This window comes from Pigmentiphaga sp. YJ18, from assembly GCF_038066655.1.
Taxonomy (GTDB): Bacteria; Pseudomonadota; Gammaproteobacteria; order Burkholderiales; family Burkholderiaceae_B; genus Pigmentiphaga.
Genome location: NZ_JBBUKU010000001.1, coordinates 833,956 through 858,979 on the forward strand (window position 1 = coordinate 833,956; position 25,024 = coordinate 858,979).

Annotated in this window: 26 protein-coding genes; 7 read left to right on the top strand and 19 right to left on the bottom strand. The window is 65.8% G+C overall.

What is annotated here, in order from left to right:
* Nucleotides 1–57 precede the first annotated feature (57 nt).
* Nucleotides 58–840 (top strand): IclR family transcriptional regulator, encoded by a 783-nt coding sequence (locus tag WKR98_RS04110; protein ID WP_341432152.1) that lies wholly within the window; start codon nucleotides 58–60, stop codon nucleotides 838–840.
* 18 nt (nucleotides 841–858) lie between these two features.
* Here the strand turns inward: WKR98_RS04110 and WKR98_RS04115 are convergent, their stop codons facing one another.
* Nucleotides 859–1,959, bottom strand: a complete 1,101-nt coding sequence (locus tag WKR98_RS04115; protein WP_124691989.1) for a mechanosensitive ion channel family protein — start codon at nucleotides 1,957–1,959, stop codon at nucleotides 859–861.
* A 56-nt stretch (nucleotides 1,960–2,015) separates the two neighbouring features.
* A complete protein-coding gene (locus WKR98_RS04120) occupies nucleotides 2,016–2,951 on the bottom strand; it encodes a LysR family transcriptional regulator (protein ID WP_124691990.1) in 936 nt (311 codons plus the stop codon).
* Nucleotides 2,952–3,051: 100 nt separating this feature from the next.
* Between WKR98_RS04120 and WKR98_RS04125 the strand changes: the two genes are divergently transcribed.
* Together WKR98_RS04125 and WKR98_RS04130 are read left to right on the top strand one after the other, a co-directional pair.
* A complete protein-coding gene (locus WKR98_RS04125) occupies nucleotides 3,052–4,116 on the top strand; it encodes a DODA-type extradiol aromatic ring-opening family dioxygenase (RefSeq protein WP_341432153.1) in 1,065 nt (354 codons plus the stop codon).
* Nucleotides 4,117–4,145: 29 nt separating this feature from the next.
* Nucleotides 4,146–5,132 (top strand): Bug family tripartite tricarboxylate transporter substrate binding protein, encoded by a 987-nt coding sequence (locus tag WKR98_RS04130; RefSeq protein WP_341432154.1) that lies wholly within the window; start codon nucleotides 4,146–4,148, stop codon nucleotides 5,130–5,132.
* A gap of 13 nt (nucleotides 5,133–5,145) precedes the next feature.
* Here WKR98_RS04130 and WKR98_RS04135 read toward each other — a convergent pair whose 3' ends face one another.
* Nucleotides 5,146–6,408: an MFS transporter gene (locus tag WKR98_RS04135; RefSeq protein WP_341432155.1), complete on the bottom strand. Its 1,263-nt coding sequence runs from the start codon at nucleotides 6,406–6,408 to the stop codon at nucleotides 5,146–5,148.
* An 85-nt stretch (nucleotides 6,409–6,493) separates the two neighbouring features.
* Between WKR98_RS04135 and WKR98_RS04140 the strand changes: the two genes are divergently transcribed.
* Nucleotides 6,494–7,081 carry a TetR/AcrR family transcriptional regulator gene (locus WKR98_RS04140; protein WP_124691994.1) on the top strand — a complete coding sequence of 196 codons (588 nt, stop codon included), beginning with the start codon at nucleotides 6,494–6,496 and terminating at the stop codon, nucleotides 7,079–7,081.
* A gap of 7 nt (nucleotides 7,082–7,088) precedes the next feature.
* Here WKR98_RS04140 and WKR98_RS04145 read toward each other — a convergent pair whose 3' ends face one another.
* The 4 genes from WKR98_RS04145 to WKR98_RS04160 all read right to left on the bottom strand — a co-directional run bounded on the left by WKR98_RS04145 (nucleotide 7,089) and on the right by WKR98_RS04160 (nucleotide 10,943).
* Nucleotides 7,089–8,012, bottom strand: coding sequence for a 2-hydroxyacid dehydrogenase (locus tag WKR98_RS04145; RefSeq protein ID WP_341432156.1), 924 nt, complete (start codon nucleotides 8,010–8,012; stop codon nucleotides 7,089–7,091).
* Between the two features lie 57 nt (nucleotides 8,013–8,069).
* A complete protein-coding gene (locus tag WKR98_RS04150) occupies nucleotides 8,070–8,603 on the bottom strand; it encodes an aromatic-ring-hydroxylating dioxygenase subunit beta (protein ID WP_238160507.1) in 534 nt (177 codons plus the stop codon).
* Nucleotides 8,603–9,937 carry an aromatic ring-hydroxylating oxygenase subunit alpha gene (locus WKR98_RS04155; RefSeq protein ID WP_341432157.1) on the bottom strand — a complete coding sequence of 445 codons (1,335 nt, stop codon included), beginning with the start codon at nucleotides 9,935–9,937 and terminating at the stop codon, nucleotides 8,603–8,605. Before WKR98_RS04155 ends, WKR98_RS04150 begins: the two co-directional genes overlap by 1 nt.
* 247 nt (nucleotides 9,938–10,184) lie before the next feature.
* Entirely contained in the window at nucleotides 10,185–10,943 is a 759-nt protein-coding gene (locus tag WKR98_RS04160; protein ID WP_124691998.1) for an IclR family transcriptional regulator, read from the bottom strand.
* Here WKR98_RS04160 and WKR98_RS04165 point away from each other — a divergent pair.
* Nucleotides 10,942–12,018: a Bug family tripartite tricarboxylate transporter substrate binding protein gene (locus WKR98_RS04165; protein ID WP_341432158.1), complete on the top strand. Its 1,077-nt coding sequence runs from the start codon at nucleotides 10,942–10,944 to the stop codon at nucleotides 12,016–12,018. The two genes, WKR98_RS04160 and WKR98_RS04165, sit on opposite strands and share 2 nt — an antisense overlap.
* Nucleotides 12,019–12,042: 24 nt before the next feature.
* Complete coding sequence (locus tag WKR98_RS04170; protein ID WP_341432159.1) at nucleotides 12,043–12,825, top strand: alpha/beta fold hydrolase; 783 nt, start codon at nucleotides 12,043–12,045, stop codon at nucleotides 12,823–12,825.
* Between the two features lie 35 nt (nucleotides 12,826–12,860).
* Here the strand turns inward: WKR98_RS04170 and WKR98_RS04175 are convergent, their stop codons facing one another.
* Both WKR98_RS04175 and WKR98_RS04180 read right to left on the bottom strand, forming a co-directional pair.
* Nucleotides 12,861–14,327, bottom strand: a complete 1,467-nt coding sequence (locus tag WKR98_RS04175; protein WP_341432160.1) for an amidase family protein — start codon at nucleotides 14,325–14,327, stop codon at nucleotides 12,861–12,863.
* Between the two features lie 2 nt (nucleotides 14,328–14,329).
* Entirely contained in the window at nucleotides 14,330–15,304 is a 975-nt protein-coding gene (locus WKR98_RS04180) for a Bug family tripartite tricarboxylate transporter substrate binding protein (RefSeq protein ID WP_161568008.1), read from the bottom strand.
* 133 nt (nucleotides 15,305–15,437) lie between these two features.
* Here WKR98_RS04180 and WKR98_RS04185 point away from each other — a divergent pair, with 133 nt between their 5' ends.
* The gene (locus WKR98_RS04185; protein ID WP_341432161.1) at nucleotides 15,438–16,376 is read left to right on the top strand and encodes a LysR family transcriptional regulator; all 939 of its coding nucleotides are present in this window, start codon (nucleotides 15,438–15,440) and stop codon (nucleotides 16,374–16,376) included.
* A 107-nt stretch (nucleotides 16,377–16,483) separates the two neighbouring features.
* On the opposite strand, the gene WKR98_RS04190 is transcribed toward WKR98_RS04185, so the two are convergent.
* From WKR98_RS04190 to WKR98_RS04235, 10 genes are all read right to left on the bottom strand, one after another.
* Nucleotides 16,484–16,906, bottom strand: coding sequence for a F0F1 ATP synthase subunit epsilon (locus WKR98_RS04190; RefSeq protein WP_087840362.1), 423 nt, complete (start codon nucleotides 16,904–16,906; stop codon nucleotides 16,484–16,486).
* Between the two features lie 143 nt (nucleotides 16,907–17,049).
* The gene (gene atpD / locus WKR98_RS04195; RefSeq protein ID WP_124692004.1) at nucleotides 17,050–18,468 is read right to left on the bottom strand and encodes a F0F1 ATP synthase subunit beta; all 1,419 of its coding nucleotides are present in this window, start codon (nucleotides 18,466–18,468) and stop codon (nucleotides 17,050–17,052) included.
* A gap of 42 nt (nucleotides 18,469–18,510) precedes the next feature.
* Nucleotides 18,511–19,389 carry a F0F1 ATP synthase subunit gamma gene (atpG, locus tag WKR98_RS04200; RefSeq protein WP_124692005.1) on the bottom strand — a complete coding sequence of 293 codons (879 nt, stop codon included), beginning with the start codon at nucleotides 19,387–19,389 and terminating at the stop codon, nucleotides 18,511–18,513.
* A gap of 59 nt (nucleotides 19,390–19,448) precedes the next feature.
* On the bottom strand, nucleotides 19,449–20,990 hold the full coding sequence (atpA, locus tag WKR98_RS04205; RefSeq protein WP_341432162.1) for a F0F1 ATP synthase subunit alpha: 1,542 nt from the start codon (nucleotides 20,988–20,990) through the stop codon (nucleotides 19,449–19,451).
* Nucleotides 20,991–21,043: 53 nt separating this feature from the next.
* Nucleotides 21,044–21,583 carry a F0F1 ATP synthase subunit delta gene (locus WKR98_RS04210; RefSeq protein WP_124692007.1) on the bottom strand — a complete coding sequence of 180 codons (540 nt, stop codon included), beginning with the start codon at nucleotides 21,581–21,583 and terminating at the stop codon, nucleotides 21,044–21,046.
* An 89-nt stretch (nucleotides 21,584–21,672) separates the two neighbouring features.
* Nucleotides 21,673–22,143: a F0F1 ATP synthase subunit B gene (locus WKR98_RS04215; protein ID WP_124692008.1), complete on the bottom strand. Its 471-nt coding sequence runs from the start codon at nucleotides 22,141–22,143 to the stop codon at nucleotides 21,673–21,675.
* A gap of 80 nt (nucleotides 22,144–22,223) precedes the next feature.
* Nucleotides 22,224–22,466: a F0F1 ATP synthase subunit C gene (gene atpE, locus WKR98_RS04220; RefSeq protein WP_124692009.1), complete on the bottom strand. Its 243-nt coding sequence runs from the start codon at nucleotides 22,464–22,466 to the stop codon at nucleotides 22,224–22,226.
* A gap of 125 nt (nucleotides 22,467–22,591) precedes the next feature.
* A complete protein-coding gene (gene atpB / locus WKR98_RS04225; RefSeq protein WP_341432163.1) occupies nucleotides 22,592–23,458 on the bottom strand; it encodes a F0F1 ATP synthase subunit A in 867 nt (288 codons plus the stop codon).
* 78 nt (nucleotides 23,459–23,536) lie between these two features.
* Nucleotides 23,537–24,136: an ATP synthase subunit I gene (locus tag WKR98_RS04230; RefSeq protein ID WP_341432164.1), complete on the bottom strand. Its 600-nt coding sequence runs from the start codon at nucleotides 24,134–24,136 to the stop codon at nucleotides 23,537–23,539.
* Between the two features lie 105 nt (nucleotides 24,137–24,241).
* Nucleotides 24,242–25,003, bottom strand: coding sequence for a class II aldolase/adducin family protein (locus WKR98_RS04235; RefSeq protein WP_124692012.1), 762 nt, complete (start codon nucleotides 25,001–25,003; stop codon nucleotides 24,242–24,244).
* Nucleotides 25,004–25,024 lie beyond the last annotated feature (21 nt).

Below are 25,024 nucleotides of genomic sequence, written 5' to 3' on the forward strand. Positions count from 1 at the left end.
AATATATGATTGGCCGCAGGGGTAGACATCCGCATTTCCACTGAATGGACACGACTTATGGCAAGCGGCAGCACCACGGCGGAGCCGGGCAGCATCGAACGCGCAGTGCAGTTGTTGAAGCTGCTGGCCACGGCCGGCAAGCGGGGGCGGGCCCTCACGCAGCTGGCCGAGGCCACGGCGCTGCCGCATTCCACGGTGCACCGGTTGCTGCGCCGCCTCATGCACGAACACCTGGTCATCCAGAAGGAGTCGGACAAGTGGTACGCGCTGGGGCCGTTGGCCTTCGAGCTGGGACTCGCGGCCATGGCCGCCTACGACCTGCGCGAACATTGCCGCGCCAGCCTGGACCGGCTGGCCGAGGAGGTCGGGGATACGGTCTATCTGTCGGTGCGCAGCGGCAGCGAGTCGGTGTGCGAAGCGCGGCATGAAGGGCCGTCGCCGATCCGGGTCAACACGCTGTCCATAGGCAGCCGCCGGCCGCTGGGGCTGGGCGCGGGAGGGCTGGCCATCCTGGCCTTCCTGCCCGACGTCGAGCGCGAGGACATCATCGCGGCCGACGGCCGGCGCATCTGCGAGGAAGGCCGCCTGACCGAGGCCGACCTGCGCGCCGCCATCGAAGCGTGCCGGCGCCAGGGCCATTCGCTGATCCGCAACCGCGTCACCCTGGGCGTCACCGCGGCCGGCGTGCCCATACGCGACACGCTGGGCCGGCCCATTGCCGCCATCAGCGTGGCCGCCATCGACGACCGCATGCGGGAGGAACGCGTGGCCTCGCTGGCCCGCAGCCTGCACGAGCACGCCAGAGAGATCGAAGGCTCGCTGCGGGGCCGGCCGGCCTGAAACCGGGCGAGCCGGACGTCAGACCGGCACCACGCGAGGGGGCGGAGGGTTCGTGGATTCGCCCTCGACGTTCGCGCGTATGCGCGGCAAACCCTCCGCATGATGCGCGGCGATGAAGGCGATCAGGCCTTCGCGCACCAGGCAGCGCAGCTCGAACGCGTTGCCCGAGTTGGCGGCGCTGATCAGGAAGCGGACCTGCATGGCGCGATCGCTGGTATCGGTAACCTGCACCGCCGCCACCCGCGTATCCCACAGCGGCGAAGCCTTGCACAGCCGTTCGAACTCCTTGCGCACGGGCTCCAGCGGCACCGAGAAATCCAGCCACAGGAACACCGTGCCCAGCAGCGACGCGGTGCGGTGCGTCCAGTTCTCGAAGGGATTCTCGATGAACCACTGCAGGGGCACGATCATGCGCCGTTCGTCCCAGATGCGCACCACGACGAAGGTGCCGGTGATTTCCTCGACCCGGCCCCATTCGCCGTTGACGATGAGCACGTCGTCGATGCGTATCGGCTGGCTGAAGGCGATCTGCAACCCGGCAATGAAATTCCCCAGCACCGGCCGCGCCGCGATACCGGCGACCAGGCCCGCCACCCCGGCCGAGGCCAGCAGGCTGGCCCCCAGCTGACGCGCGCCCGGCAGCGTCAGCAGCACGAACGAAAGCCCCAGCAACAGCACGATGGCATGGGCGCTGCGAGCCAGCACGCGGGTCTGCGTCAGCTTGCGGCGCGCGAGCAGGTTGTCGGCCACGTCGTAGGGATTGAGGCGGATGGCCGCGTCGCTCAGCGACTTGATGCTGCTGTTGGCCAGCCAGGTCACGCACAGGATCAGCAGGACGGTGACGAAGTAGGACATGCCCCGGGTATAGGGCATGTCCTCCGGGGTGCCGGTCAGCACCACGCGCAGCGCCAGCAGCGCCACCACGAACTGGCTGGCGGTGCACGCGCCCACCACCACGGCATGGAGATAGGGACGTGGCGCCGTGATGCGCCGCAGGATCAGAAAGCCTATCCGGTGGATGACCAGCGCGACGACGATGGCCAGGACCATCGCGACCGCCAGTACGAACCAGGGGCGCAGCGCTTCGGGCAGGAAATCCAGGGGTAGGAATGCCAGCATGGATGCCTCGTCTGGGTCGAATCGGGCGCCATGCCAGCAAGTAGTGTGCCTACGTGTTACAGGCTTGCCTTCGCTTCCTGTTCGAGCAGGTTCATGAAGCGTTCGAGCAGCGGCGAGGCGGTCTCCGACCACAGCATGCCTATGGTCGTGGGAACTCCCGCGAACGACAGCGGCACCCGTCGCAGCAATCCCTGTCCCGCGAACAGCGCGATGACCTTCTCGGATGTCGCGAACAGGCAGTCCAGGCGCCGCGCGACATGGTAATTGGTCAGCACCGAGGCCGATTCGAGCACGACGCGCGGCAGCGGAAGATGTTCCTGCGCCAGCATGTTTTCCAGCATGCCGCGTATGGGCGATTCAGCCGGCGGAATGATCCAGGGATAGGCGCAGGCGTCGCGCCAGCTGACCGGCCTGCGCCGCCGCGCCAGCGGATGCGACGAAGGCGTGGCCACGCACAGGGTGTCCTCGTACAGCAGCCTCCGATTCAGGGAGCCGGCATAGCCGGTCGTTCCCAGGCGGCCGATGACGAGATCGAGCTTGCGTTCCCCCAGCAGCGGCAGCAGATGGTCCATGGTGCCTTCCAGGCTTTGCACCTCCAGGTCCAGACCGGCCTGCTGCACCCGCGCGAGCGTGCCCGGCAGCAGCACCGGGCCGAGCGCCGCCAGCACGCCTATGTGCAGGCGCCCCGCCCCGCCGCTGCGCTGGGCCTCGAGCTGGCCGTGCAGCCGCGCCATGTCAGTCAGCACGCGTTCCGCGTGGTGCATGACCAGCCGGCCGCTGTCCGTCAACGCCATCCTGCGCGTGGAACGTTCGAACAACGTGACGCCCAGCGTCGCCTCCAGGTCCTTCACCCACTTCGACAGCGCCGGCTGAGACAGGCCGCACAGATCCGCCGCGCGGCCGAAACTGCCGGTGCGGCCCAGCATGACCAGCATTTCGAGATGGCGGAATTTCAGCCGCCGGATCCATTGAACCGATGCTTCCTTATTCATATATTTTTTTGCATGAATCGAGCCTGATTTTTCACTGGTTGCCACAGGACGTCAATCCTAAGCTTGGCGCATCGACAGACTCTTTGCATGAGGACACGCCATGGCGGAAATCCTGGGCCTGGGCGCCACCCACTACCCCGGTTTCTGGATGCACGACGACGATATGTCGGTCATCCTGAAGCGGACGCTGAACGGCAAGCGCCTCGATCCCGCCTTGCAGGACACGCGCAACTGGCCCGAGGCCATGCGGGAAGAGTGGGGCGACGACGAGGGCGCCGCCGCTGCGGGCCGGCATCGCGCGCGCTGCTTTCGCGCCTTCGACGAACAGCGCCGCTTGCTGGACGCGTTCCAGCCCGACTTCATCCTGATGTTCGGCGACGACCAGTACGAGAACTTCACCGAGGACGTCGTGCCGCCGTTCTGCGTGTACCTGGCGGACACCATGGCGTCGCGGCCCTATGACGTGCCGGAATCCTCTCCCTTTCCCGGGCGCAACCAATGGAACGAGCCGAAGGCCGCCACCTTCCGGCACACCGGACATCCCCAGGGCGGACGCTACCTGCTGAACCGGCTGAACGAGGCCGGCCTGGCGCTGCCCTACGCCTACCGGCTCCGCTACGACCGGGGGCTGCCCCACGCCTTCATCAACACCCTGCTCTACCTGGACGCGGGCCGCCGCGGCTTCCCCCATCCGGTCGTGCCCTTCCACGTCAACTGCTATGGCGGCGACCTGATCCGCATGCACGGAGGGCTGGCCCCGCCCAGCGAGGCGGGCGCGGAACCGGATCCCGCCTCGCCTTCCCCCCGCCAGAGCTTCGAACTGGGCCGCGCCATCGCGCGTGCCCTGGCCGCCTCACCCTGGCGCGTGGCCATCGTCGCCTCGTCCAGCTGGTCGCACGCGTTCCTGACGCCGCGCCATGGCTGGCTGTATCCCGACCACGAGAGCGACCGGGCGCGCCTGGACGAACTCACCCGCGGCGGCTTTCGCCAATGGGACACGCTGACCACCGCCAGCCTGGAAGCCGCCGGCCAGCATGAACTGCTGAACTGGATCGTGCTGGCCGGCGCCATGACCGAACTGGGCCATCGCCCCCGCATCATCGACTACATCGAAACCTACGTCTTCAACGCCAACCGTTGCTTCGCAGTATTCGACCCGGCGTAGCACCGGATAAAAACACCAGGAGACCCGCCATGCGCCTGCCCCCCCATCACCTGCTGCGTCTCGCGACGCTGTCCCTGCTCCTGGCGGCGCCGGCCGCCCACGCGCAGCCGCCCGCCTATCCCGCCAAGCCGATCAAGATCGTCGTGCCCTTCCTGCCCGGCGGCACGGCCGACACGCTGATGCGCCTGATCGCCGCCAAGGCCTCGCCCATGCTGGGGCAGCAGGTCGTGGTCGAGAACCGCGCGGGTGCGGGCGGCAACATCGGCGCCGACGAAGTCGCGCGCGCGGCGGCCGACGGCTACACGCTGCTGTTCACGCCGCCGGGTCCGCTGGCCATCAACCCCTACGTCTTCCCCAACATGCCCTACGATGCGCGCACGGCGTTCAGGCCCATCAGCATCGTGGGCACCATGCCCAGCGTGCTGGTGGCGGGGCCCCGGGTCGAGGCCCGCGACCTGCCGGACCTGATCAGCCATGCCAGGGCCCATCCCGGCAAGATGACGTATGCCTCGCAAGGCTACGGCACGACGACGCAACTGCTGGGCGGACTGTTCGCGATCAAGGCCGGGCTCGAACTCGTGCACGTGCCCTACAAGGGAGCGCCACCCATTCTGGCGGACCTGCGCGCGGGCCGCGTGGACCTGGTGTTCTTCGATTCGGCCAATGCCCTGCCCCAGTTGGGGCAGAACGCGCCGCTGCGGGCGCTGGCGGTTACCAGCGAACAGCGCAGCGCGGCGCTGCCCGACGTGCCGACCCTGCGCGAGGCCGGCTTCCCCGACATGGTCACGACGGTATGGATGGGCCTGGCGGCGCCGGCGGGCACGCCCGATACCGTCGTCCAGGCCTGGCTGGACGTCCTGGGCAGGATCATGCGCATGCCCGAGCTGCGCAAGCGCTTCGAGGACCAGGGTGTGGAACCGCTGGCCAGCGGCCCGGACGACATGCGCCGGACCATAGAACGGGACGCCCGCCTGTGGAGCGACGTGATCCGCGTGACGGGCGCCTCGAACCGCTAGGAAACGCCGAAGGCTAGGGCTCGGCGCGCGGGGACGCCGCCTGCGCCCGCGCTTGCGGCACCGTCCTCCCGGCGCCCAGCCAGGCCAGCGCCGCCAGCAGCAGCACGCCCGCGCCGAACTCGCGCGAGGTGGAGACGATGTCGCCGCGCAGGGCCACGTCGTAGCCGGCCAGGATGGCGGGCACGCCCATGGCCAGGTACGACACCACGAACAGCACCGACAGCACGCCCGCGCGGCCGGTGGGCGGCAACGGCGCGATCACGTTGCGCAGCGCGCCCTGGAAACCCGTGCCGAAGCCCATGCCGGCGATCGCGGTGCCCACCATGAACAGCGCCACCGAATGCAGCGACAGCGAGACCAGCACGAGGACCATGCCCAGCATCAGGGCCAGCGCGCCCAGGCGCGACAGGAACCGCGCGGAACGATCGCGCAGCAGGACCACCGCGACGACGCCGCCGCCGGCCATGATGAACAGGGCCAGTCCGCCCAGCAGGCTGGACCCCGACCCCACCAGGCTGCGCAGCAGCGTGGGGCCGAGCGACGCATAGAAACCGCCCAGGCCCCATACGGCCACTACGGCGGGCGCCGCCAGCAGCAGCGGCATCCGGACTTCCGGCGGCAGCGCGAAGCTGGGCTTGAGCGAGGCCCAGGCCCCCGGCCGGCGCCGTGCGGTCTCGGCGATGAAGAAAACGCCCACCCCCTGCGCGATGAAGATCACGCCCAGGATCACGTAGATCAGGTGCGTGGGCGCGGGCAGGTACTGCACCATCAGTCCAGCCACGATGCCGCCCGTACCCGTGCCCAGCATGGGTGCCAGCGCATTGGCCAGCGCGCCGCGCGTCTTGTCGATGTCCAGCATGCCGGCCCCCACGGCCGCGATGGCGGCCCCGGCCGACAGCCCCTGGATGATGCGGCCCGCCAGCAGATCGGACAGCCCGCCGGCGGTGGCGAAGACCACCATGGCCGCGGCCTGCGCGAGCGCCGCGGCCATGAGCACCGGCCGCCGGCCGATATGATCCGACAGGCGGCCCGCCACCAGCAGCGCCACCAGCACGGCCAGGGCATAGCTGCCGAACACCACCGTCAGCATGGTGGTCGAGAAGCCCCATTGCTGCTGGTAGATTGCGTATAGCGGGGTCGGCGCCGCCGACCCCGCCAGGAACGCCAGTGTGATCGATGCCAGCAGATGGAAACTGAAGCGCGGCGACAGGCGCCCGGCCGCCGGGGGGCAGGCGGAAACGGAAGCAGGGGCGGCCTTGGGGCAAGCGCTGGTCATGGCGGGATCCGGGAACATTAAACAGACAGGTCTGTCTGATTTGCTTGAAGTGTACAGACCTGTCTGGTAATGTCAAGGCATGACCATGAATACGACAAAAAGCCCCGAAGCGCGCCGTTCCGCGCGCCAACGCCTGCTCGACGCCGCGGACGAGCTGTTCTACGAAGGGAGCATCCATACGGTCGGCATCGACCGGGTCATCGAGCGCGCCGGCGTGGCCAAGGCCTCGCTGTACGACACCTTCGGCAGCAAGGAAGCCCTGATCCAGGCCTACTTGCTGGCCCGCCACGAGGCACGCAAGCTGCGCATCGCCGACCGCCTGGCCGACTACCCCGGCCCGCGCGAGCGCCTGCTGGGCGTCTTCGACATCATGCGGGAAACCGCGTCGTCGCCCCGCTTCCGGGGCTGTCCGTTCAGCCGCGCGGCCGCCGAGGCGGCGCCCAGCGCCGGCATCCGGGAAGCCTGCGATACCGCCCGGAGCTGGCTGCGCGACCTGTTCACCAGCCTGGCCCGCGAGGCCGGCGCGGCCGCCCCCGAGGCCCTGGCCTGTCAGTTGATGCTGCTCTACGACGGCGCGTCGGTGTCGGCGCACGTGGACGACAACGCCAGCGCGGCCGCGGCCGCGCGCGCCACGGCCGAGCAGCTGGTCGAGCAGGCCTTCGCTGCGCGCTGAACCGCCCCTACGCCGGTTCCGCCAGCATCGGTTCCCCGGCATAGAAGCGCTTCAAATTCTCGACCACCATGTTCGACATGGCCGTCCGGGTCTCGTTGGTCCCGCTGGAGACGTGAGGCAGCAGAACCGTGTTGCGCAGTCCCGTGAGCCGGGACGACGCCAGCGGCTCGACTTCATACACATCGAGCGCCGCGCCCCGGATGGCTTCGTTCTCCAGCGCGGCGATCAGCGCCTGCTCGTCGACCACGCTGCCCCGTGCGACGTTGATCAGATAGCCTTGGGGTCCGAGCGCTTCCAGCACGCCGGCGTCGACCATGTGCCGGGTTTGCGCGCTGCCCGCAACGGCAAGGAAGAGATAGTCGCACCACGCGGCAAGCTCCCGCAGGCTGGCAACGCGTTCATGGGGACAACCCGGAACTTCGGAACGTGAGAAATATCGAATCTCCGCATCGAAGCCGGCAAGCCTTTTCGCGATGATCCTGCCTATCCTTCCCATGCCGGCGATACCCATGCGCTTGCCGCTTACCCTGTCGCCCAAATCGAATACCTTGCCCGTTTCCGCCCACAGGCCCGATCTCACGTAGTCATCCCCTTGCGGAATCTTGCGGCTGGCCGCGATCATCAGTCCGATGGCCAGGTCGGCGACACAGTCGTTCAGGACGTCGGGCGTATAGCCCACGCGTATTCCCCTGCGGCGCGCGGCGGCCAGATCGACCTTGTCCATCCCTACGCCAAAAATCGACATGACCTTCAGGCCCGGCAATCGATCGAGCATGGCGAGATCCACTCCGCGTATCGCCGACGAGACCAATCCGGAAATCTCCGAGGCATCGCCGGGCGCGTTCAAGGTCCTCAGGTCGAACTCGCGCTCGAGCGACTGCTGGAGAACCGCCGGTATCTTCGCGATGTTCAGAATGACGGGCTTGCTCATGGATGGCCTTCGTTGTGTGGACGGGGGTGCTTCGAGGATCGGGCGCGGCGATGGCCGCTACACGATGAAGCTGAGGTTCCCCATCAGGATCGTCGATTGGTTGATGTAGATCTTTCGCTCCCTGATCCGCCATGTGCCCTGGTGCCGGGCCAGCAGGTCGATGCGATGCCCGTACAGGCAATGGTCGTCGGCCTCGTTGCGGTTCCGGTTCACCATGAAATTGCACCGCGTCCGGACCAGCGCGGGTTCGGCCCCGGAATCGGTCTCGAGTATGCGCAGGTTGGTGAGATAGCGCGTCGTTCGCGAAGGCGGCTCTTCCGCCCAGTGCTGATGCGTGCGTATCTGCTGGACACGCTTGGTTATCGTCTCCTTTCCTTCATCGAACCAGCTGATGTCCAGCGGGCCCTCGAGGTATTCGGATGGCTGCGCTTTCCCCGACAGGTTGCGCAGGACGAACATGCGGTAGGTGATGTCCTCCGCCAGGGTGTCGAGCCACTCCTCGTACTTCCTGTCGGACAGGAGCTCGGCCTCCTTGTACAGAAACTCCGACACCTCGTGCAGTTGGAGCATGGCCTTCATGGCGTCTTGCATCACTTCGCTCCTGCGGTGGACCGCTTGAGAGGAAAGACGGCATCATGCTCGACCTCGACACGATGCATGAGCTGGTCCCAGGATCGGCCCTCCATGAACTCCTGCCAGCGCTTGAGCCAGATGAGCTGGTTCTGCTCGGTGATGGTGCGCCCGCACCAGACCGCCCCCGGCATGAGGTCGCAGGGTTCGGATTCCCCCAGGCCCTGGGCGTAGTTGAACGGGAGGCCCAGGCCCATGCCGCCCAGGCTCTGCCGGGTGGCTGATTCCCAGTTCTCGATGTCGTCCTGCTCGGTCATGCCGCCCGGGCCGGAATAGGTCATGTAGTAATGCCGGAAGATGTCCTTGATCTCGTCAGGCGCGTCGGCGTCGATCAGGTAGTAGCGCCACATCTCGGTCTCGGTGGCGCTGACCGGGTGGTGCACCACCAGCGTACGGGGCTGGTCCTCGTGGAACGACATGTTCGGGAAGATGGTTCCCTTGCCCTGGTAGTGGATGCCGCCCGCCCGCTTGCGCAGGTGTTCCCGCGCCATTGCCCGCAGATAGTTGCTGGCGGCCGGAAACTGCTGGAAGGTGTCCGGGCGGGGGAATTCCTCTTCGGGACGCGGCAGAAACCCCAGTCCCCCGTGGCCCAGATCGGGCCATCCGAAGGCCGCGTGGCCGGAGGGGCGTTCATCCCTGCGGCCATCCTTGCCGCTCGGATTGAGCTTGATCATGTTTGCCGAGTTGTGCGTTACCGCATGGGACGCATCGCCCACGAAGTTGGTCGCGGGGAACTTCCAGTTGCATCGCACCCGGAATTTCTGCACCCCGACCAGCAGCGTGCTGCCGCCGCTATCGCCGTTGCGGTGATCCAGCGCGGAATCGAGCCACTTCAGCATGCCCCCCAGATAGGCCTCGAGAGTGGGGGCCTGCTCGTCCCACGTCGCCCAGATCGTTCCCTTGTAGACGCGCACGCGCGCCGACTTGAGACCCCATTCCGCCTTGTCGAGGCGGCCCTCGTAGTGGACATCGAAGCCCGGCACGCCCGCCAGCTCGCCGGGCCGCGAGACCCGCTCTTCGTCGGTCGAGTAGGTCCAGCCGTGGTAGGGACAGGTGAAGGCGCGGGCCTTGCCTTCATCCACCCGGCATACCTTCATCCCCCGGTGCCGGCAGCTGTTGAGCAGGACGACGACCTTGTCCTGCCGGGTCCGCGTGACGATGACGGAGTCGGTCCCCATCTTCGACTGGATGAAGTCTTCCGGATTCGGGATCTGGCTCTCGTGGCCCACCAGCAGCCAGGCGCGGCCGAAGATCTGCCGCACTTCCTGGGCGAACAGATCATCGTCCACGAACATGCGGCGGTCCGCCGTTCCTGCGGCAACGTCTACACACCGAACATCGGCCATCACGGCACCTCCTCGAGAAAGACCCCATGCTTATTTGAATTCTGCTAGACAGAATCAAGTACCGTCTATCAGAATCAATTCTGCGGCCGGCGGCTTCGCCTGTCAACCGGGCGCGCGCATGCCGGCGAGGAGGTTCTCGAGACAACGGGAAGAGACGGGAAGCGAGGACCGGCGCGCGTGCGCCGGTCGGGCGCCGCTAGGAAGCGCAGGGCTTGCCCTTGGGACTGAACTCAAGGCGGATGGGATTTGAAGCGAGAGCCGCTTGATGCGCCTGCGGGTCTCCACCGAACAACACCGTCAGTTCCATGGCGCTGGCCAGGAGGGATCTCGCGTACTTGGCGATCGCCGCTTCGGTGAACCGGGTCACGGTCCCGGAAACGGTCATGGCGCCGCGCAGGGATCCGCCCGCGCCGAAAACAGGTGTTCCAAGTCCGGCGATTTCCGAATCGCGGCCACCGATGCTGACGAGCACCATCGCCTCCGGCGGCCGGGCCTTCCGGATCACCGGGTCGAACCTGAGCAGGGCCTTGCCCCCGGCGCCCGTTCCCAGCGGCGCGATGTCGCCCACGCGCACGTGGTCCCTGATGGATCGGTTGCTGTCCACCCGCGCCACGCAAATGCGTGTTTCGTCCGATTGCCTGACGTAGAAGGTGGCGCTTTCCCCGGTATCCGCGGCGAGTTTCTCGAGCAAGGGAGTGATATGGGTTTCGCTCTTGACCGACCCGAGGTACAGCCGGCCCCAGCGCGCGAGCGTCGGTCCGGGCTGGTACGTCCCGTTGTCGAGGCGAAGGACGCAGCCGTGCTCGATCAGCGTCGAGAGCAGACGCAGGATGGTGCTCTTGTAGAAGCCGGTCCGCAAGGACAGGTCGTGCAGCGTCATGGGCGAACCGTCGTCCGCAAAGGCATTCAGTATGCGGATGGCGCGGTCGACGGAAGCAACGATTTCATTGTTCATGGAGGAAATGGTAAGGATTCTGCTACACAGAATCAACTTCTATTTTTTGTTGACACGCCTATTCCGCGAATTCATCATCGTTTCACCACGCCATCCAGAGGCCGCGATGAAAATCCTGAAAATCTCTGCCCATGCCCTGTCTGCCTTCCTCTTCTGTACGGGCGCGCATGCGCAGGGCGAAGCTTATCCGAACCATCCGATCCGCTTCATCGTGCCCTATGCGCCCGGCGCCGGTTCCGACACCTTCGCCAGATTGATCGCCGACAAACTGGGCAAGCGCCTGGGCCAGACCGTCTTCGTCGACAACCGCCCCGGCAGTTCGGGCAACATCGGGGCCGATGCCGTCTTTCGCGCGGCTCCCGATGGCTATACGCTGCTCTTCACCGCGCCCGGACCGCTGGTGACCAGCCAGGCCCTGTATTCGAAGCTCACGTTCGTGCCGGACGAATTCGTTCCGATATCGGTCATCGCCACGAGTCCGAGCACGCTGGTGGCCAATCCCAAATCCGGGCTCAAGAACCTGCAGGACTTGCTGACGGCCGCCCGAGCAAGGCCGGACAAGCTCAACTATTCGTCAGGCGGCACCGGCTCAACCCCGCACCTGGCCGCGGAAATGTTCAAGCAACTGGCCAAGGTCAAGATCTTCCAGATTCCCTATTCCGGCAGCGGTCCGGCACTCGCGGCGGTGGTCTCGGGCGAAACCGACATTGCCTTCGTGGATCTCGGCTCGGTGCTGCCCTTTGTACGCAAGGGCCAGCTGATCGCGCTCGGCGTTGGCAGCGAGTCGCGTAAAGCCGGGCTGCCGGACGTGCCCGCGATCGGCGAAGTCATCCCGGGATTCGTGTCGATGACCTGGTTCGGCATGGCGGCTCCGCCCAAGACGCCCGAACACATCGTCAACAAGCTGTCCGCGGTGGTCAACGAGATTCTGAAGGAACCCGACACGATGACGCGGCTGTCGCAGATGAATGCGGACCCGATCGGCGGGACGCCGGCCGACATGGCGAAGTTCATCAAGCAGGAGCGCGAGCGCTGGAGCACCGTCATCCGGAATACCGGCACCAAGCTCGACTGAACCCCGTCCACCCGCAGGCCCCGCATGCCATACAGCATCCGCAACGGCGTCAGCATCCACTACGAAGTCTCCGGCGAGGGCCCCCCCATGGTCCTCATCCACGCCAACCCTTTCGACCGCCGGCTCTGGCTCTACCAGGTGGCGCACTTCTCCACCTGGTTCAAGGTCGTCTCGATCGACATCCGGGGCTATGGGCGGTCGGACAAGCCGGCGGGCGAATTCTCCATCCTCGACATGGCCGAAGACGTGCTGGGCGTGTGCGAGGACCTGGAGATCGATCAGGCCGTGCTGATGGGTGCCAGCGTGGGATCGGGCATCGCGCTGATGCTCGGCCTCGAGCGGCCCGGGTTGTTCCGGGCCATGGTGCTGGTCGGCGGCGGCAGCGGCGGCATGAACTTCGATCGCCGTATCCACGGCTACGGCGACCTGGGCGTGGCCCGCTACCATCGCGAGCACCTGCACGACCTGGTCGCTCCGCAGTTCGCCAGCTCCAGGCTCGGCGCCTATCTGCTGGACAGGTTTGCCGAAGTGGGCCCGTCCCTGTCCGGGGCGGCCATCGCGCAGATCTTCCGGGCGCGGGCGGCATTGGACATGAGCGCCCGCCTGCCATCGCTGGCCGTCCCCACCCTGGTGGTCAATGGCGAATTCGACATCTCGCTCGAAGACGGGCGCAGAACCGCCGGCCTCATACCCAATGCCGTCCACCGCATCCTGCCCGGAACGGGACACGCATGCTGCATCGAGGACCCGGCGGGGTTCGACGAGATCGTTGTTGCCTTCCTTCGAGCCAGGCAGTTGCTGGCATAGCGCTGCCGCGCCGCCAGCCGTGCTCGCGCGGCGAATCAGCCACCTGCCCCGCGCCCGGGCAATGCCGGCACCGGCCTGAGATCCGCCAGCAGCCCGGCAACCCGGATGGCATCGTAGTCCGCCCCTTCCGCCGCGACGACCTGCATGCCCAGGGGCAGGCCTTGGCGCGACAGTCCCAATGGCGCGGCCGTGGCCGGCAGGTAGCACATGCCGATCAATCCCGGCCAGAACTCCTGGTCGTAGTAGTCGACGAGCCGTCCGTCCACCTCGAGTTGCCGGGTTTCCGGCGTACCGCTCCGGTAGATGGGAAAAGGATCGCGCAGCGTGGCCGGACAGATGAGGATGTCCCATTCCTCGAAGAACCGGGACCATGCCGCCCGCAGCCGATTGCGCCATTCGTCGTGCAGGGACCATTCGCGATGCGTCATCAGCGCGGCCTTCGCGTGCCGGTAGGCCACCGGATGGCCGCCCGGCCCCGCTTCCACGGCTCGGACATGCTCGGACCACTTGTCGGCGGACTTGCCAGTCGCCACCGCGGCGACGCGCAAGGCGCCGTAGACCTCGCGCGCCTTGGCCGTATCGAAGAAGGGCTGGAATAGCGTCACCGACTTGCAGGCCGGGGCCAGGTCATCGGCCAGCGCCGCAAGCTGGCTCGTGATCTCTTCGCTCGTCCTGACGGCCGGATCGCCGCACCATACGGCCACGCGGTAGCCTTTCAGGCTGGCGGCGCGCGGCGCTTCCAGGACGAAGCGGCGCGGCCCGGCCTGGGGGACGGCCAGCGCTCGCAGCAGCACCTCGAGGTCGCCGGTGTTCGTCGCCATCGGGCCCGCCGTTCCGATATCCGACGGGGACACCTGGCCATTGAACGCATCCCCCAGTCCCGATATCGCACCCCAGGTCGGCTTGTGGCCGTAGACGCCGCAGAACGACGCCGGGACGCGGATCGATCCCGCACGATCGTTGCCGAGTTCGAGCGGGGTCAGGCCCGCGGCCAGGGCAGCCGCCGACCCTCCGGACGAGCCCCCCGGCGAATGGCCGTGCCGCCACGGATTGTGGGTCTCGCCATACACGTCGTTGCTCGATTGCCAGTCGCCGCACATCAGCGGCACGTTGCTCTTGCCCAGGATGATCGCGCCGGCCCGCTTCAGGTTGCGGATCGTCACGGAATCCTCGACGGCCGGGATGCCCGCGCGGCTGGCCTCGCCCATGCAGGTAGGCAGCCCTTGCACGAAGAACGACTCTTTCACGGTCATCGGTACGCCGTGCAGCGGACCGCCGGCGTCCCCGCGCGCCAGGTCGACGTCGGCCTGCCTCGCGCAGGCCAGCGCACGTTCGAAATCGCGCACGGGCACCGCATTGACGGGCCCATCGTGGCGCTCGATCCGGTCGATGAAATATCGCGTCGCCTCTTCGGCGGAAAGCCGCCGCGCACGTATCAGCGCCGCCAGTTCGGCCGCCGCGAGCGCATGCAACGGAACGTCGGTCGATGGGGAAGGCCGCATGCCTACTCTCCCTTGGCGATGTGATTGTCCCGGATCAGCTTGGCCCAGCGCCGCGCATCCGCATGCAGCACGGCCTTGAACTCGGCGGGCGGCATGCCGGAAACCGTCATGTCGAACTGGCCGATGCGGGCGCGTACTTCCGGCTCCTGCAGGATCCCGGCCAACGTGCGATGGACGGCGTCCACGATCGCTCCGGAAGTCCCCGCGGGCGCCAGCAGGCCATACCAGCCCTCGCCCTGGACGACTTGCCCATAGCCCTGCTCGACCGCGGTCGGCACGTCCGGAAGCAGCGCCGAACGGGTCTTGCCGAACAACGCAATGGACCGGATGCGGCCCGCCTGGATCTCGGGATACTGCGGGATCACGGCATCGAACATCATGTCGATCTGGCCCGACACCAGGTCCGTCAGCGCCTGCGTGGACAGCTTGTAGGGAACGAAGCCGGGCGCAATGCCGGCCTGCTGCGCGAACAGTACCGAGTAGAGATAGGTCAGGCTGAACTGATTGCCGGCCGTTGCGTAGTGCAGCGGCCGGCCGCGCGTCTTCGCGAATTCGACCAGCTCGGCAAGATTGTGGATCGGCAGCGATGCGTTGACGGCCAGCGATATCGCCAGGGTGCTGATCTGGGTAACGGGCTCGAAGCGATCCAGCAATGAAAGATCCTGGCCGTTGATGGCCGGACTGATCGCCAGGGCACCCATCTGGGTGAACAGGAACGTGTAGCCATCCGGGGCCATCGAGGCAACATGGTTCACCGCGACCAGCCCGCCGCCTCCCGGCTTGTTCAGCACGACGACCGGCTGGCCCATTTCCTCGGTCATGCGCTTGGCCAGCAGGCGCATGAGGACGTCCATGGAGCCCCCCGGCGCGCTGGACGTCACGATCTGGATCTGTCTTGTCGGGTAAGGAGTGGCCGCCGCGGCGAGCAAAGGCAGGAGCGACATCCACAACGCGACAAGCTGTCGTCGAAATCTCATGGCCATGTTCCATCTGAAGGAGAACGTAGGGTCATGGTAGAGAACTCGGCGATCACCGAATAATGAAAATATATCGCTGCGTGAGTCGGTTCTGGAATTACGATGCGACCATTGCCCGCGTCGAGTCCCCGCCATGAAAACCCTGGTCCACCTGCGATTCCGCCATTTGCAGGCAGTCGCCAGACTGCATGAAACCCGCAATGTCCATCGGGCGGCCGAGCAGTTGTTCCTGACTCAGTCGGCGGTCAGCAAGCTGCTGCGCGAAGTGGAGGAACTTATCGGCAGCCCGCTGTTCCTGCGCAGTAGCCAGGGCCTTCGGCCCACCGAAGCGGGAGACGCGGTCGCGGCGCGGGCTCATGCGCTACTGGCCCAGCTCAACGCCATCGAGACCGAGATCGGTGCTATCGGCCAGGGCGCGATGGGCCGGGTACGGTTGGGATTGACCACGTTTTCGCAGCAATTGCTGCTGATCGAGGCCATCACCGAAATCACCGAACGCCACCCCAGGCTGAAGATATCGATGCAGACCGGCAGCCACGACATGCTGCTGACCGCGCTGGAACAGGGAAAGGTCGACTGCGTCATCACCCGCCTTGCCGGCGAGGCGGTCCAGGGGAAATATGCCTGGGACGTCCTTTACGAGGAAACCATCAGCGTCGTCTGCCGCGCAGACCATCCCCTGGCCGGGGCGCGCAGAATAAGCGCGGCGGCATTGGCGCGCGCCGACTGGATTCTTCCGCCCGTGGAGGCACCGCTAAGAACCGTCATCGATGCCTACTTCGTGGAGCACGGCCTGCAGCCGCCGCAATCGATTCTCGAGACGCTGTCCGTCAACATCCTCGTCCTCATGGCGCAGCGCAAGCAGGTGCTCGTGCCCCTGCCGACCTCGGTCGCCCACGAGGTACAGGCGCGGCAGGGCCTGGTCGTCCTCGGCAACCGGCCGCCGTGGAAGCTGCCGCCGGTCGGGCTGGTCACGAGACACACGGACGAAAACCATCGGGCGCTGCGATTGCTCCGGCAGGCGTTCCTGGAGACCATCTCGGCCAGCGTGGGCGGGCTTGCCGCTCCATGAGCCATGGCCGATCGTCCGGCCATGGGGGCTTCAAGAAAAAACGGGGCAAAGCTCGCGCTTGCCCCGTTTCTGCTTGCTCCCGCGTGGCGGGGCATGCGCATGCCGCGCTAGCTGCGGCCACCCCGCAGCTTGCGGATGGCGGCCAGCTGCGCCGCCAGCATCGCCAGCTCGGCCTCGACCACGGCCACTTCGGCCTTGTCCTTGGCATTGCGCAGCGCTTCTTCCGCCGCCTTGCGCGCCTGCTCGGCCTTGGCCTCGTCCAGGTCGTGGCTGCGGATGGCCGTATCGGCCAGCACCGTCACGGTACCCGGCTGGATCTCGAGCAGACCGCCCGCGACGAAGATGTGCTCTTCCTCGCCGTTGTCCGCGCGCGAGATCTTCACCGTACCCGGACGGATACGCGAGATCAGCGGCGTATGGCCAGGCAGTATGCCCAGCTCGCCCGACTCGCCAGGCAACGCAACGAACTTCGCCTCACCGGCAAAGATCGACGCCTCGGCACTGACGACATCCACATGAATAGTTGCCATACTCAATTCTCCTGGACTGCGCTTCGCGCAGCCCCAGCGCCCCTACCCCAGACACCCCGACCAGACCCAGGATGCGGTGGATCCGGCTCCGCCGGTCCACCCGCATCGCCCCCTGGGGGGCGCCCGTCAGGGCGTAGGGGGGGTCACAACTTTTTTGCTTTCTCGAACGCTTCGTCGATCGTGCCGACCATGTAGAAGGCCTGCTCGGGCAGCGCGTCGCACTCGCCTTCGACGATCATCTTGAAGCCACGGATGGTTTCCTTCAGCGGCACGTACTTGCCGGGCGAACCCGTGAACACTTCGGCCACGTGGAAGGGCTGCGACAGGAAGCGCTGGATCTTGCGGGCGCGGCCCACGGCCTGCTTGTCTTCCGGCGACAGTTCGTCCATGCCCAGGATCGCGATGATGTCGCGCAGTTCCTTGTAGCGCTGCAGCGTCTGCTGCACGCCACGGGCCACGGCGTAGTGCTCTTCGCCCACGACCTGCGGGTCGAGCTGGCGGCTGGTGGAGTCGAGCGGGTCGACGGCGGGGTAGATACCCAGCGCGGCGATGTCACGCGACAGCACGACGGTCGAGTCCAGGTGCAGGAAGGTCGTGGCGGGCGACGGGTCGGTCAAGTCATCCGCGGGCACGTACACGGCCTGGATCGACGTGATCGAGCCGGTCTTGGTCGAGGTGATGCGCTCTTGCAGCTTGCCCATTTCCTCGGCCAGCGTCGGCTGGTAGCCCACGGCGGAGGGCATGCGGCCCAGCAGCGCGGACACTTCGGTACCGGCCAGCGTGTAGCGGTAGATGTTGTCGACGAAGAACAGGATGTCGCGGCCTTCGTCGCGGAACTTCTCGGCCATCGTCAGGCCCGACAGCGCCACGCGCAGACGGTTGCCCGGGGGCTCGTTCATCTGGCCGAACACCATCGCCACCTTGGACTCTTCGATCTTGTCCAGGTTGATGACGCCCGCTTCCGCCATTTCATGGTAGAAGTCGTTGCCTTCACGAGTCCGCTCGCCCACGCCCGCGAACACCGACAGGCCGCTGTGCTGCTTGGCGATGTTGTTGATGAGCTCGAGCATGTTCACGGTCTTGCCCACGCCGGCGCCGCCGAACAGGCCAACCTTGCCGCCCTTGGCGAACGGGCAGACCAGGTCGATAACCTTGATGCCGGTTTCGAGCAGTTCCACGGAGGGCGACAGCTCGTCGAACTTGGGCGCGTCCTGGTGGATGGCGCGGCGCTCTTCCGAGGCGATGGGGCCGGCTTCGTCGATGGGACGACCCAGCACGTCCATGATGCGGCCCAGCGTGCCGGTGCCGACGGGCACCGAGATGGGCGCGCCGCTGGCGGCCACGGCCATGCCGCGGCGCAGGCCGTCGGACGAGCCCATGGCGATGGTACGGACGACGCCGTCACCGAGCTGCTGCTGCACTTCGAACGTCAGGCCCTTCTCGGCAAAAGCCGAGCTCTCGTCGGCCAGCGTAAGGGCCTCGTAGATCTTGGGCATGCTGTCGCGGGGGAACTGGATGTCCACCACGGCACCGATGCACTGAACGATGGTTCCGTTGCTCATATCGATTCCTCGATTCCTGATTCTTTAAGGCGTCGCGCCGGCTTATACAGCCGCCGCACCGCCCACGATTTCCGAAATTTCCTTGGTGATGGCTGCCTGGCGGGTCTTGTTGTAGACCAGCTGCAGATCGCCGATCACCTTCTTGGCGTTGTCCGATGCAGCCTTCATGGCCACCATCCGGGCGGACTGCTCGGACGCCATGTTTTCGGCAACGGCTTGGTACACCAGCGCTTCGACGTAGCGCAGCAGGAGTTCATCGACAACCGACTTGGCATCGGGTTCGTAGATGTAGTCCCACGAGTAGGCTTTCTTCTCTTCCTCGGTCTGCGCGAAACGCTCGGCCGACAGCGGCAGCAGCTGCTCGATCACGGGCTCCTGCTTCATCGTGTTGATGAAGCGGTTGTACGCGACGTACACCACGTCGACCTTGCCTTCGGCATACGCGTCCAACTGCACCTTGATCGCGCCGATCAGGCGTTCCAGGTTGGGCGCGTCGCCCAGCTGCACCGCCTGGGACACGACGTTCGCGTCGAGGCGGGTCAGGAAGCCCAGGCCCTTGTTGCCAATGGCCGTGGTCTGGACCTTGATGCCCTTCGCCTCCGAGTCCTTCAGGCGATTGAGCACCGCGCGCAGGACGTTGGTGTTCAGCGCGCCGCACAGGCCCTTGTCGGTCGTGACCACGATCAGGCCGGCGGCCTTGATGTCGTCGCGCTTGGCCAGGTAGGCGTGTTCGTAGTCGGGATTGGCTTGCGCCATGTGCGCGGCAATGTTGCGCACCTTGTCGGCATACGGGCGGGCCGTGCGCATCCGGTCCTGCGCCTTGCGCATCTTGGACGCGGCGACCATTTCCATCGCCTTGGTGATCTTGCGCGTGTTTTGCACGCTCTTGATCTTGGTTCGGATTTCCTTGATTCCGGGCATCTATCTTCCCCTGTCAGTGTTCACAGAGAGGCGCCGAGCGGCGCCCCGTGTACCCTGCTTCAGAAGGCTCCGTTTTTCTTGAAATCCTTGACCGCGTCGTGCAGCGCGGCTTCGTCGTCCTTGGACAGTTCCTTGGTGTCCTCGATACGGCTGACCAGCGCGTCGTACTTGGACTTCAGGTATTCCTTCAGCGCTTTTTCGAACGCCAGGACGTCCTTGACCTCGACGTCGTCGATGTAGCCGTTGTTGGCGGCGAACAGCGAGACGGCCAGTTCCCAGACCTGCAGCGGCTGGTACTGGGGCTGCTTGAGCAGTTCCACCACGCGGCGGCCGCGCTCGAGCTGGCGACGGGTCGACTCGTCCAGGTCGGACGCGAACTGCGCGAAGGCAGCCAGTTCACGGTACTGGGCCAGGTCGGTACGGATACCGCCGGACAGCTTCTTGATGACCTTGGTCTGGGCGGCGCCACCCACGCGCGACACCGAGATACCGGCGTTGATGGCGGGGCGGATACCGGCGTTGAACAGGTCCGATTCCAGGAAGATCTGGCCGTCGGTGATCGAGATCACGTTGGTCGGAACGAAGGCGGACACGTCGCCGGCCTGCGTTTCGATGATGGGCAGCGCGGTCAGCGAACCGGTCTTGCCCTTCACGGCGCCGTTGGTGAACTTCTCGACGTACTCTTCGTTGACGCGCGCGGCACGCTCGAGCAGGCGCGAGTGCAGGTAGAACACGTCGCCGGGGTAGGCTTCGCGGCCGGGCGGGCGGCGCAGCAGCAGCGAGACCTGGCGGTAGGCCCAGGCTTGCTTGGTCAGGTCGTCATAGATGATCAGGGCGTCTTCGCCGCGATCACGGAAGTATTCGCCCATCGTGCAGCCGGAGTAGGCGGCGATGTACTGCATCGCGGCCGATTCCGAGGCCGAGGCGGCCACGACGATGGTGTATTCCATCGCGCCGTGCTCTTCGAGCTTGCGGACCACGTTGTTGATGGTCGAGGCCTTCTGGCCGATCGCCACGTACACGCAGGTCAGGCCCTTGCCCTTCTGGCTGATGATGGTGTCGACAGCCACGGCGGTCTTGCCGGTCTGGCGGTCGCCGATGATCAGCTCGCGCTGGCCGCGGCCGATGGGCACCATGGCGTCGATGGCCTTCAGGCCGGTCTGCACCGGCTGCGACACCGACTTGCGCGCGATCACGCCCGGGGCGACCTTCTCGATCACGTCGGTGGCCTTGGCGTTGATCGGGCCCTTGCCGTCGATGGGCTGGCCCAGTGCGTCGACCACGCGGCCCTTCAGTTCCGGACCGACCGGCACTTCCAGGATGCGGCCGGTCGACTTGACCGTGTCGCCTTCCGAGATGTGGGTGTAGTCGCCGAGAATCACGGCGCCGACGGAGTCGCGCTCGAGGTTGAGCGCCATGCCGAAGGTGTTGTTGGGGAACTCGAGCATTTCGCCCTGCATCACGTCCGACAGGCCGTGGATGCGGGTGATACCGTCGGTCACGGACACGACCGTGCCTTGGGTACGGATGTCAGCAGAGTTGCTCAGGCCTTCGATGCGGCTCTTGAGCAATTCGCTGATCTCAGACGGATTGAGTTGCATGGTTGACTCCTGGAATCCTTTCTCTCGGTGCCGATGTGTGCGCAGCGACCGAACTATGCGACGAGCGCGTCGCGCATGCGATCAAGCTGCGCACGCACGGAGGTATCGAGCACCTGATCCCCGACGGCCACTCGCACGCCGCCAATCAGCGACGCGTCGACCCGGACGGTGGGCTTGATCTTCACGCCGAATTTCTTTTCCAGCCCGGCGACCAGGTCGGCAACCTGGGCATCGTTCAACGCGAAGGCGCTGGCGATATCGGCATCGGCGCTACCTTCGTGGCGGTTCTTGAGCCACAGGAATTGCGATGCGATCTCGGGCAGCAGCAGCAGACGGCCGTTTTCGACCAGCAGCGTCACGAAATTGCGCGCGGCGGGCGAAAGCTGCGTCTTCAGCGTGGCCGTGAACAATTCGACTCGCTGTGCGTTGTCGAGCTTGGGATCGGCGATGGCGCTGCGCACCTCGGGGTGCGCGGCGGCCTGCGCCATTTCGGCGACAAGCTCGGCCCAGGCGGCAAGGCCTGCGCTATCTGCACGGGCGACGCCGAACAGCGCTTCAGCGTATGGCCGGGCGATGGTGGACAGTTCAGCCATGGTGGCTCTCGATGCCTGATACGGTTAGCGAGGTGATTCGCAAACGCGTGGGCAGCACGCGTTGTTCGTGCCACCCCCGCGGGTTCTCATTACAACTGCGCCTTCAGCTGGCCGAGCAGTTCGGCATGCACCTGGGCGTTGACTTCGCGCTTGAGGATTTCCTCGGCGCCTTTCACAGCCAGTTGCGCCACGGCGTCGCGCAAGCCTTCACGGGCGCGCTGGGCTTCCTGCTGCGCTTCCTGGCGGGCTTGCTCGAGAATGCGGGCGCGTTCGGCCTCGGCGTCCTTGCGGGCCTGCTCGATCAACGTGGCGGCCTGCTTTTCGGCCTGCGCCAGGCGAGCCTGGTTGTCAGACTTGGCGGCGGCTTCGATCTGACCGATGCGGGCCTCGGCCTGCACGAGTTCGGCCTTGCCTTTCTCGGCCGAGGCGAGGCCTTCGGCAATCTTCAGACGGCGCTCTTCGATGGACTTCATCAGAGGCGGCCACACGAACTTCATCGTGAACCACGCCAGAATGAAGAACACGAGCATCTGGAAGACGAGTGTCGCGTTCAGATTCACGGTGTTTCCTTATTCGGAAAAGAACATCATCCGTGACGGGATCAACAGCCGCGTCACGGAGCGGTCATGTCGAATAGGTCTTAGCCGACGAACGGGTTCGCGAAGGCGAACAGCATGGCGATACCCACGCCGATCAGGAACGCGGCGTCGATCAGGCCGGCCAGCAGGAACAGCTTGGTTTGCAGGGGGTTCATCAGCTCGGGCTGACGGGCCGAAGCTTCGATGTACTTGCCACCCACGATCGCGATTCCGAGGCAAGCGCCGATGGCGCCCAGACCGATGATCAGACCGCAAGCGAGAGCGACGAAAGCGACGTTGGTCATGACAACTCCTTGATATGAATCGTAAAACGACTAGTTATGTTGAAAGATTGAAACCACGGATACTGCAAACCTGCTACGGATCGCGGCAGTACCGACCGCGCCCGATATTCCCAAGACCCTCGAGATCAGTGGCCTTCGTGAGCCTGGCCGATGTACACCAGGGTCAGCATCATGAAGATGAAGGCCTGGAGCACGACGATCAGGATGTGGAAGATGGCCCAGACCGATCCGGCGAGGATGTGGCCGATGCCCAGGGCCACGCTGGTGGCGTTCAGGCCGGCCCACGCGCCGCCCAGCATGGCGATCAGCATGAAGATCAGTTCGCCGGCGAACATGTTGCCGAACAACCGCATGCCCAGCGAAACCATCTTGGCTGCGTATTCGATGATGTTCAGCAGGAAGTTGAAGGGCGCCAGCAGCAGCGCGCCGATGCCATGGGCATGGAAGGGCGCGGTGAACAATTCCTTGACGAAGCCGCCGGGCGACTTGATCTTGATGCCGTAGTAGAACATCAGCAGCAGCACGCCCATGGACATGCCGATAGGCGCGTTCAGGTCGGCCGTGGGCACGATGCGGTGGTAGTGGATGACGTCGTCCAGCCCGACCAGGCTGAACAGGTAGTGGGGCAGGTCGACCGGCAGCAGGTCGAGCGCGTTCATGAAGACGATCCACATGAACACGGTCAGCGCCAGCGGCGCGACGAACAGGCGGGACTTGGCGTTGTGGACGATGCCCTTGGCTTCCTCGTCCACCCACTCGACCAGGATCTCGACGAAGGCCTGCATCTTGCCGGGAACGCCGGCGGTGGCGCGGCGCGCGCCCAGCCACATCAGGAACACGACCAGGAGGCCCATGGAGATGGACCAGAAAAGCGTGTCGTAGTTGACGACCGAGAAGTCGGCGATAAGAGACTGCTTGTGTCCGGTGTTGTTCAGGTGTCCCAGGTGGTGGACGATGTACTCGGACGCGGTCGGCGCTGTGGTGGAAGCCATATCGGGGGTTTCTATCCTACGACCTGATTTTGAAATTCTCGCGATGTCGGCCGGGGTTTCCCGCACGCGCCGCCATCTTCAATCCATTTTCTTGCCGAAAGCCAGTACCAGCCACTGGCTTTTGAGCGCACACACCAAGCCCGCCAGAAAGGCGGGCCACACGAGCCATTCATGACCGAACTTCGCCGCTGCGACGATAAGCACGACAGCGACGGCGATCTTGAAGAACTCGCCGAAGAAAAACGTTGCGGGGTTTGCTCCCCCCGGCTTCTGCACACTCAGAATCAGCCTGAATGCGAACAAGGCGTTGGGAATGACGTATGCCGCGGCACCGGCCAGCGCCGAAAGCCCTGCAGCGCTCCCGGACACCGCGTAGGCCAGCACGGCAACCACGATGCTGACAACAATCTGAACAATTATCGCACGCAGCAAGTCCCGCACGGCCTGCCGACGCAACACTGTCCTTTCTGCTTCGGTAAGCCGAAGCGGTTCTACCTGTTCATTGGAACGCAGACGCTCGGCGTCGCGGGCCTCCCAACCCCATGGATCAGGTTCGCCGGCTTCCCTGTGGTCGCGCGCACTGGATGTCCCCTGCTGCGCAGTCCCCACGGCTCCGTTGCCACTGGCCGCTTTTCCGTATGCATCTGAAGGGCGCGGATCGTCTTCGATCGTCTTCATCGGACGACTTGCACCTTTTCAAGACCTGCTTTCCGACAAACCATACGAGTATAGCGGGTTTACCCGAAAGGTTCAAACCCCCTACGCGCGTAGGGGGTCGTGGCCTCATGACCTATAGGAATTGTCGCGGCGGTCCAACAGGCGTAGCAGGGCCGGCCACTCGAGCAGGCCGAAGGGACGGCGGGTGGTGGGTTTGTAGAGGTGGTTGGTCAGCTCGACCACGGCCGGGGTGGGCAGATGCAGGGGGGTGTTGCAGGCCATGGCCATCGCCTGGGCCTGGCAGGCGCGCTCGAGCCAGTACATGGCGGTGAAGGCCTCGGCGATGGACGGCCCGACCGTCAGGAGGCCGTGGTTGCGCAGGATCATCGCCTGGCTGTCGCCCAGGTCGGCGACCAGGCGCTGCTGTTCGCCCAGGTCCACCACCACGCCCTCGTACTCGTGCATGGCGACCTGGCCGAAGAACATCGCGGTCTGGGACAGCGGCAAGAGGCCGCATTCCAGCGCCGAGATGGCCATGCCGGCGGGCGTGTGGGTGTGGATCACGCAATCGACCTCCGGCCGCGCGCGGTGCACGGCCGAATGGATCACGAAGCCGGCGTGGTTCACGCCGTAGTCCTGGCCGCCGTCGTCCACGACGTTGCCGTCCAGGTCGATCTTGATCAGGCTGGATGCCGTGATCTCCTCGTAGGCCATGCCGTAGGGGTTGATCAGGAAATGCCCGTGCGCGCCCGGCACGCGGGCCGAGATGTGGTTGTAGATCAGGTCGTCCATCCTGAAGTGCGCCACCAACCGGTAGCACGCCGCCAGGTCCACCCGCGCCGCCCATTCCGCCTCGCCCGTGCCGGCACGTCGCGCCGCCTTCGCCATATCCGCTCCATCCTCGTGAAA

Excerpts from the sequence above, each read along its gene's own strand:
- atpB (WP_341432163.1), bottom strand. The coding sequence starts at position 23,458 with ATGGCTTCCACCACAGCGCCGACCGCGTCCGAGTACATCGTCCACCAC.
- WKR98_RS04175 (WP_341432160.1), bottom strand. The coding sequence starts at position 14,327 with ATGCGGCCTTCCCCATCGACCGACGTTCCGTTGCATGCGCTCGCGGCG.
- WKR98_RS04180 (WP_161568008.1), bottom strand. The coding sequence starts at position 15,304 with ATGAGATTTCGACGACAGCTTGTCGCGTTGTGGATGTCGCTCCTGCCT.
- WKR98_RS04155 (WP_341432157.1), bottom strand. The coding sequence starts at position 9,937 with ATGTTCGTGGACGATGATCTGTTCGCCCAGGAAGTGCGGCAGATCTTC.
- WKR98_RS04130 (WP_341432154.1), top strand. The coding sequence starts at position 4,146 with ATGCGCCTGCCCCCCCATCACCTGCTGCGTCTCGCGACGCTGTCCCTG.
- WKR98_RS04120 (WP_124691990.1), bottom strand. The coding sequence starts at position 2,951 with ATGAATAAGGAAGCATCGGTTCAATGGATCCGGCGGCTGAAATTCCGC.
- WKR98_RS04110 (WP_341432152.1), top strand. The coding sequence starts at position 58 with ATGGCAAGCGGCAGCACCACGGCGGAGCCGGGCAGCATCGAACGCGCA.
- WKR98_RS04140 (WP_124691994.1), top strand. The coding sequence starts at position 6,494 with ATGAATACGACAAAAAGCCCCGAAGCGCGCCGTTCCGCGCGCCAACGC.
- WKR98_RS04170 (WP_341432159.1), top strand. The coding sequence starts at position 12,043 with ATGCCATACAGCATCCGCAACGGCGTCAGCATCCACTACGAAGTCTCC.
- WKR98_RS04190 (WP_087840362.1), bottom strand. The coding sequence starts at position 16,906 with ATGGCAACTATTCATGTGGATGTCGTCAGTGCCGAGGCGTCGATCTTT.
- WKR98_RS04160 (WP_124691998.1), bottom strand. The coding sequence starts at position 10,943 with ATGAACAATGAAATCGTTGCTTCCGTCGACCGCGCCATCCGCATACTG.
- WKR98_RS04145 (WP_341432156.1), bottom strand. The coding sequence starts at position 8,012 with ATGAGCAAGCCCGTCATTCTGAACATCGCGAAGATACCGGCGGTTCTC.
- atpA (WP_341432162.1), bottom strand. The coding sequence starts at position 20,990 with ATGCAACTCAATCCGTCTGAGATCAGCGAATTGCTCAAGAGCCGCATC.
- atpE (WP_124692009.1), bottom strand. The coding sequence starts at position 22,466 with ATGACCAACGTCGCTTTCGTCGCTCTCGCTTGCGGTCTGATCATCGGT.
- WKR98_RS04115 (WP_124691989.1), bottom strand. The coding sequence starts at position 1,959 with ATGCTGGCATTCCTACCCCTGGATTTCCTGCCCGAAGCGCTGCGCCCC.
- WKR98_RS04210 (WP_124692007.1), bottom strand. The coding sequence starts at position 21,583 with ATGGCTGAACTGTCCACCATCGCCCGGCCATACGCTGAAGCGCTGTTC.
- atpG (WP_124692005.1), bottom strand. The coding sequence starts at position 19,389 with ATGCCCGGAATCAAGGAAATCCGAACCAAGATCAAGAGCGTGCAAAAC.
- WKR98_RS04165 (WP_341432158.1), top strand. The coding sequence starts at position 10,942 with ATGGAGGAAATGGTAAGGATTCTGCTACACAGAATCAACTTCTATTTT.
- atpD (WP_124692004.1), bottom strand. The coding sequence starts at position 18,468 with ATGAGCAACGGAACCATCGTTCAGTGCATCGGTGCCGTGGTGGACATC.
- WKR98_RS04135 (WP_341432155.1), bottom strand. The coding sequence starts at position 6,408 with ATGACCAGCGCTTGCCCCAAGGCCGCCCCTGCTTCCGTTTCCGCCTGC.
- WKR98_RS04230 (WP_341432164.1), bottom strand. The coding sequence starts at position 24,136 with ATGAAGACGATCGAAGACGATCCGCGCCCTTCAGATGCATACGGAAAA.
- WKR98_RS04125 (WP_341432153.1), top strand. The coding sequence starts at position 3,052 with ATGGCGGAAATCCTGGGCCTGGGCGCCACCCACTACCCCGGTTTCTGG.
- WKR98_RS04150 (WP_238160507.1), bottom strand. The coding sequence starts at position 8,603 with ATGCAAGACGCCATGAAGGCCATGCTCCAACTGCACGAGGTGTCGGAG.
- WKR98_RS04235 (WP_124692012.1), bottom strand. The coding sequence starts at position 25,003 with ATGGCGAAGGCGGCGCGACGTGCCGGCACGGGCGAGGCGGAATGGGCG.
- WKR98_RS04185 (WP_341432161.1), top strand. The coding sequence starts at position 15,438 with ATGAAAACCCTGGTCCACCTGCGATTCCGCCATTTGCAGGCAGTCGCC.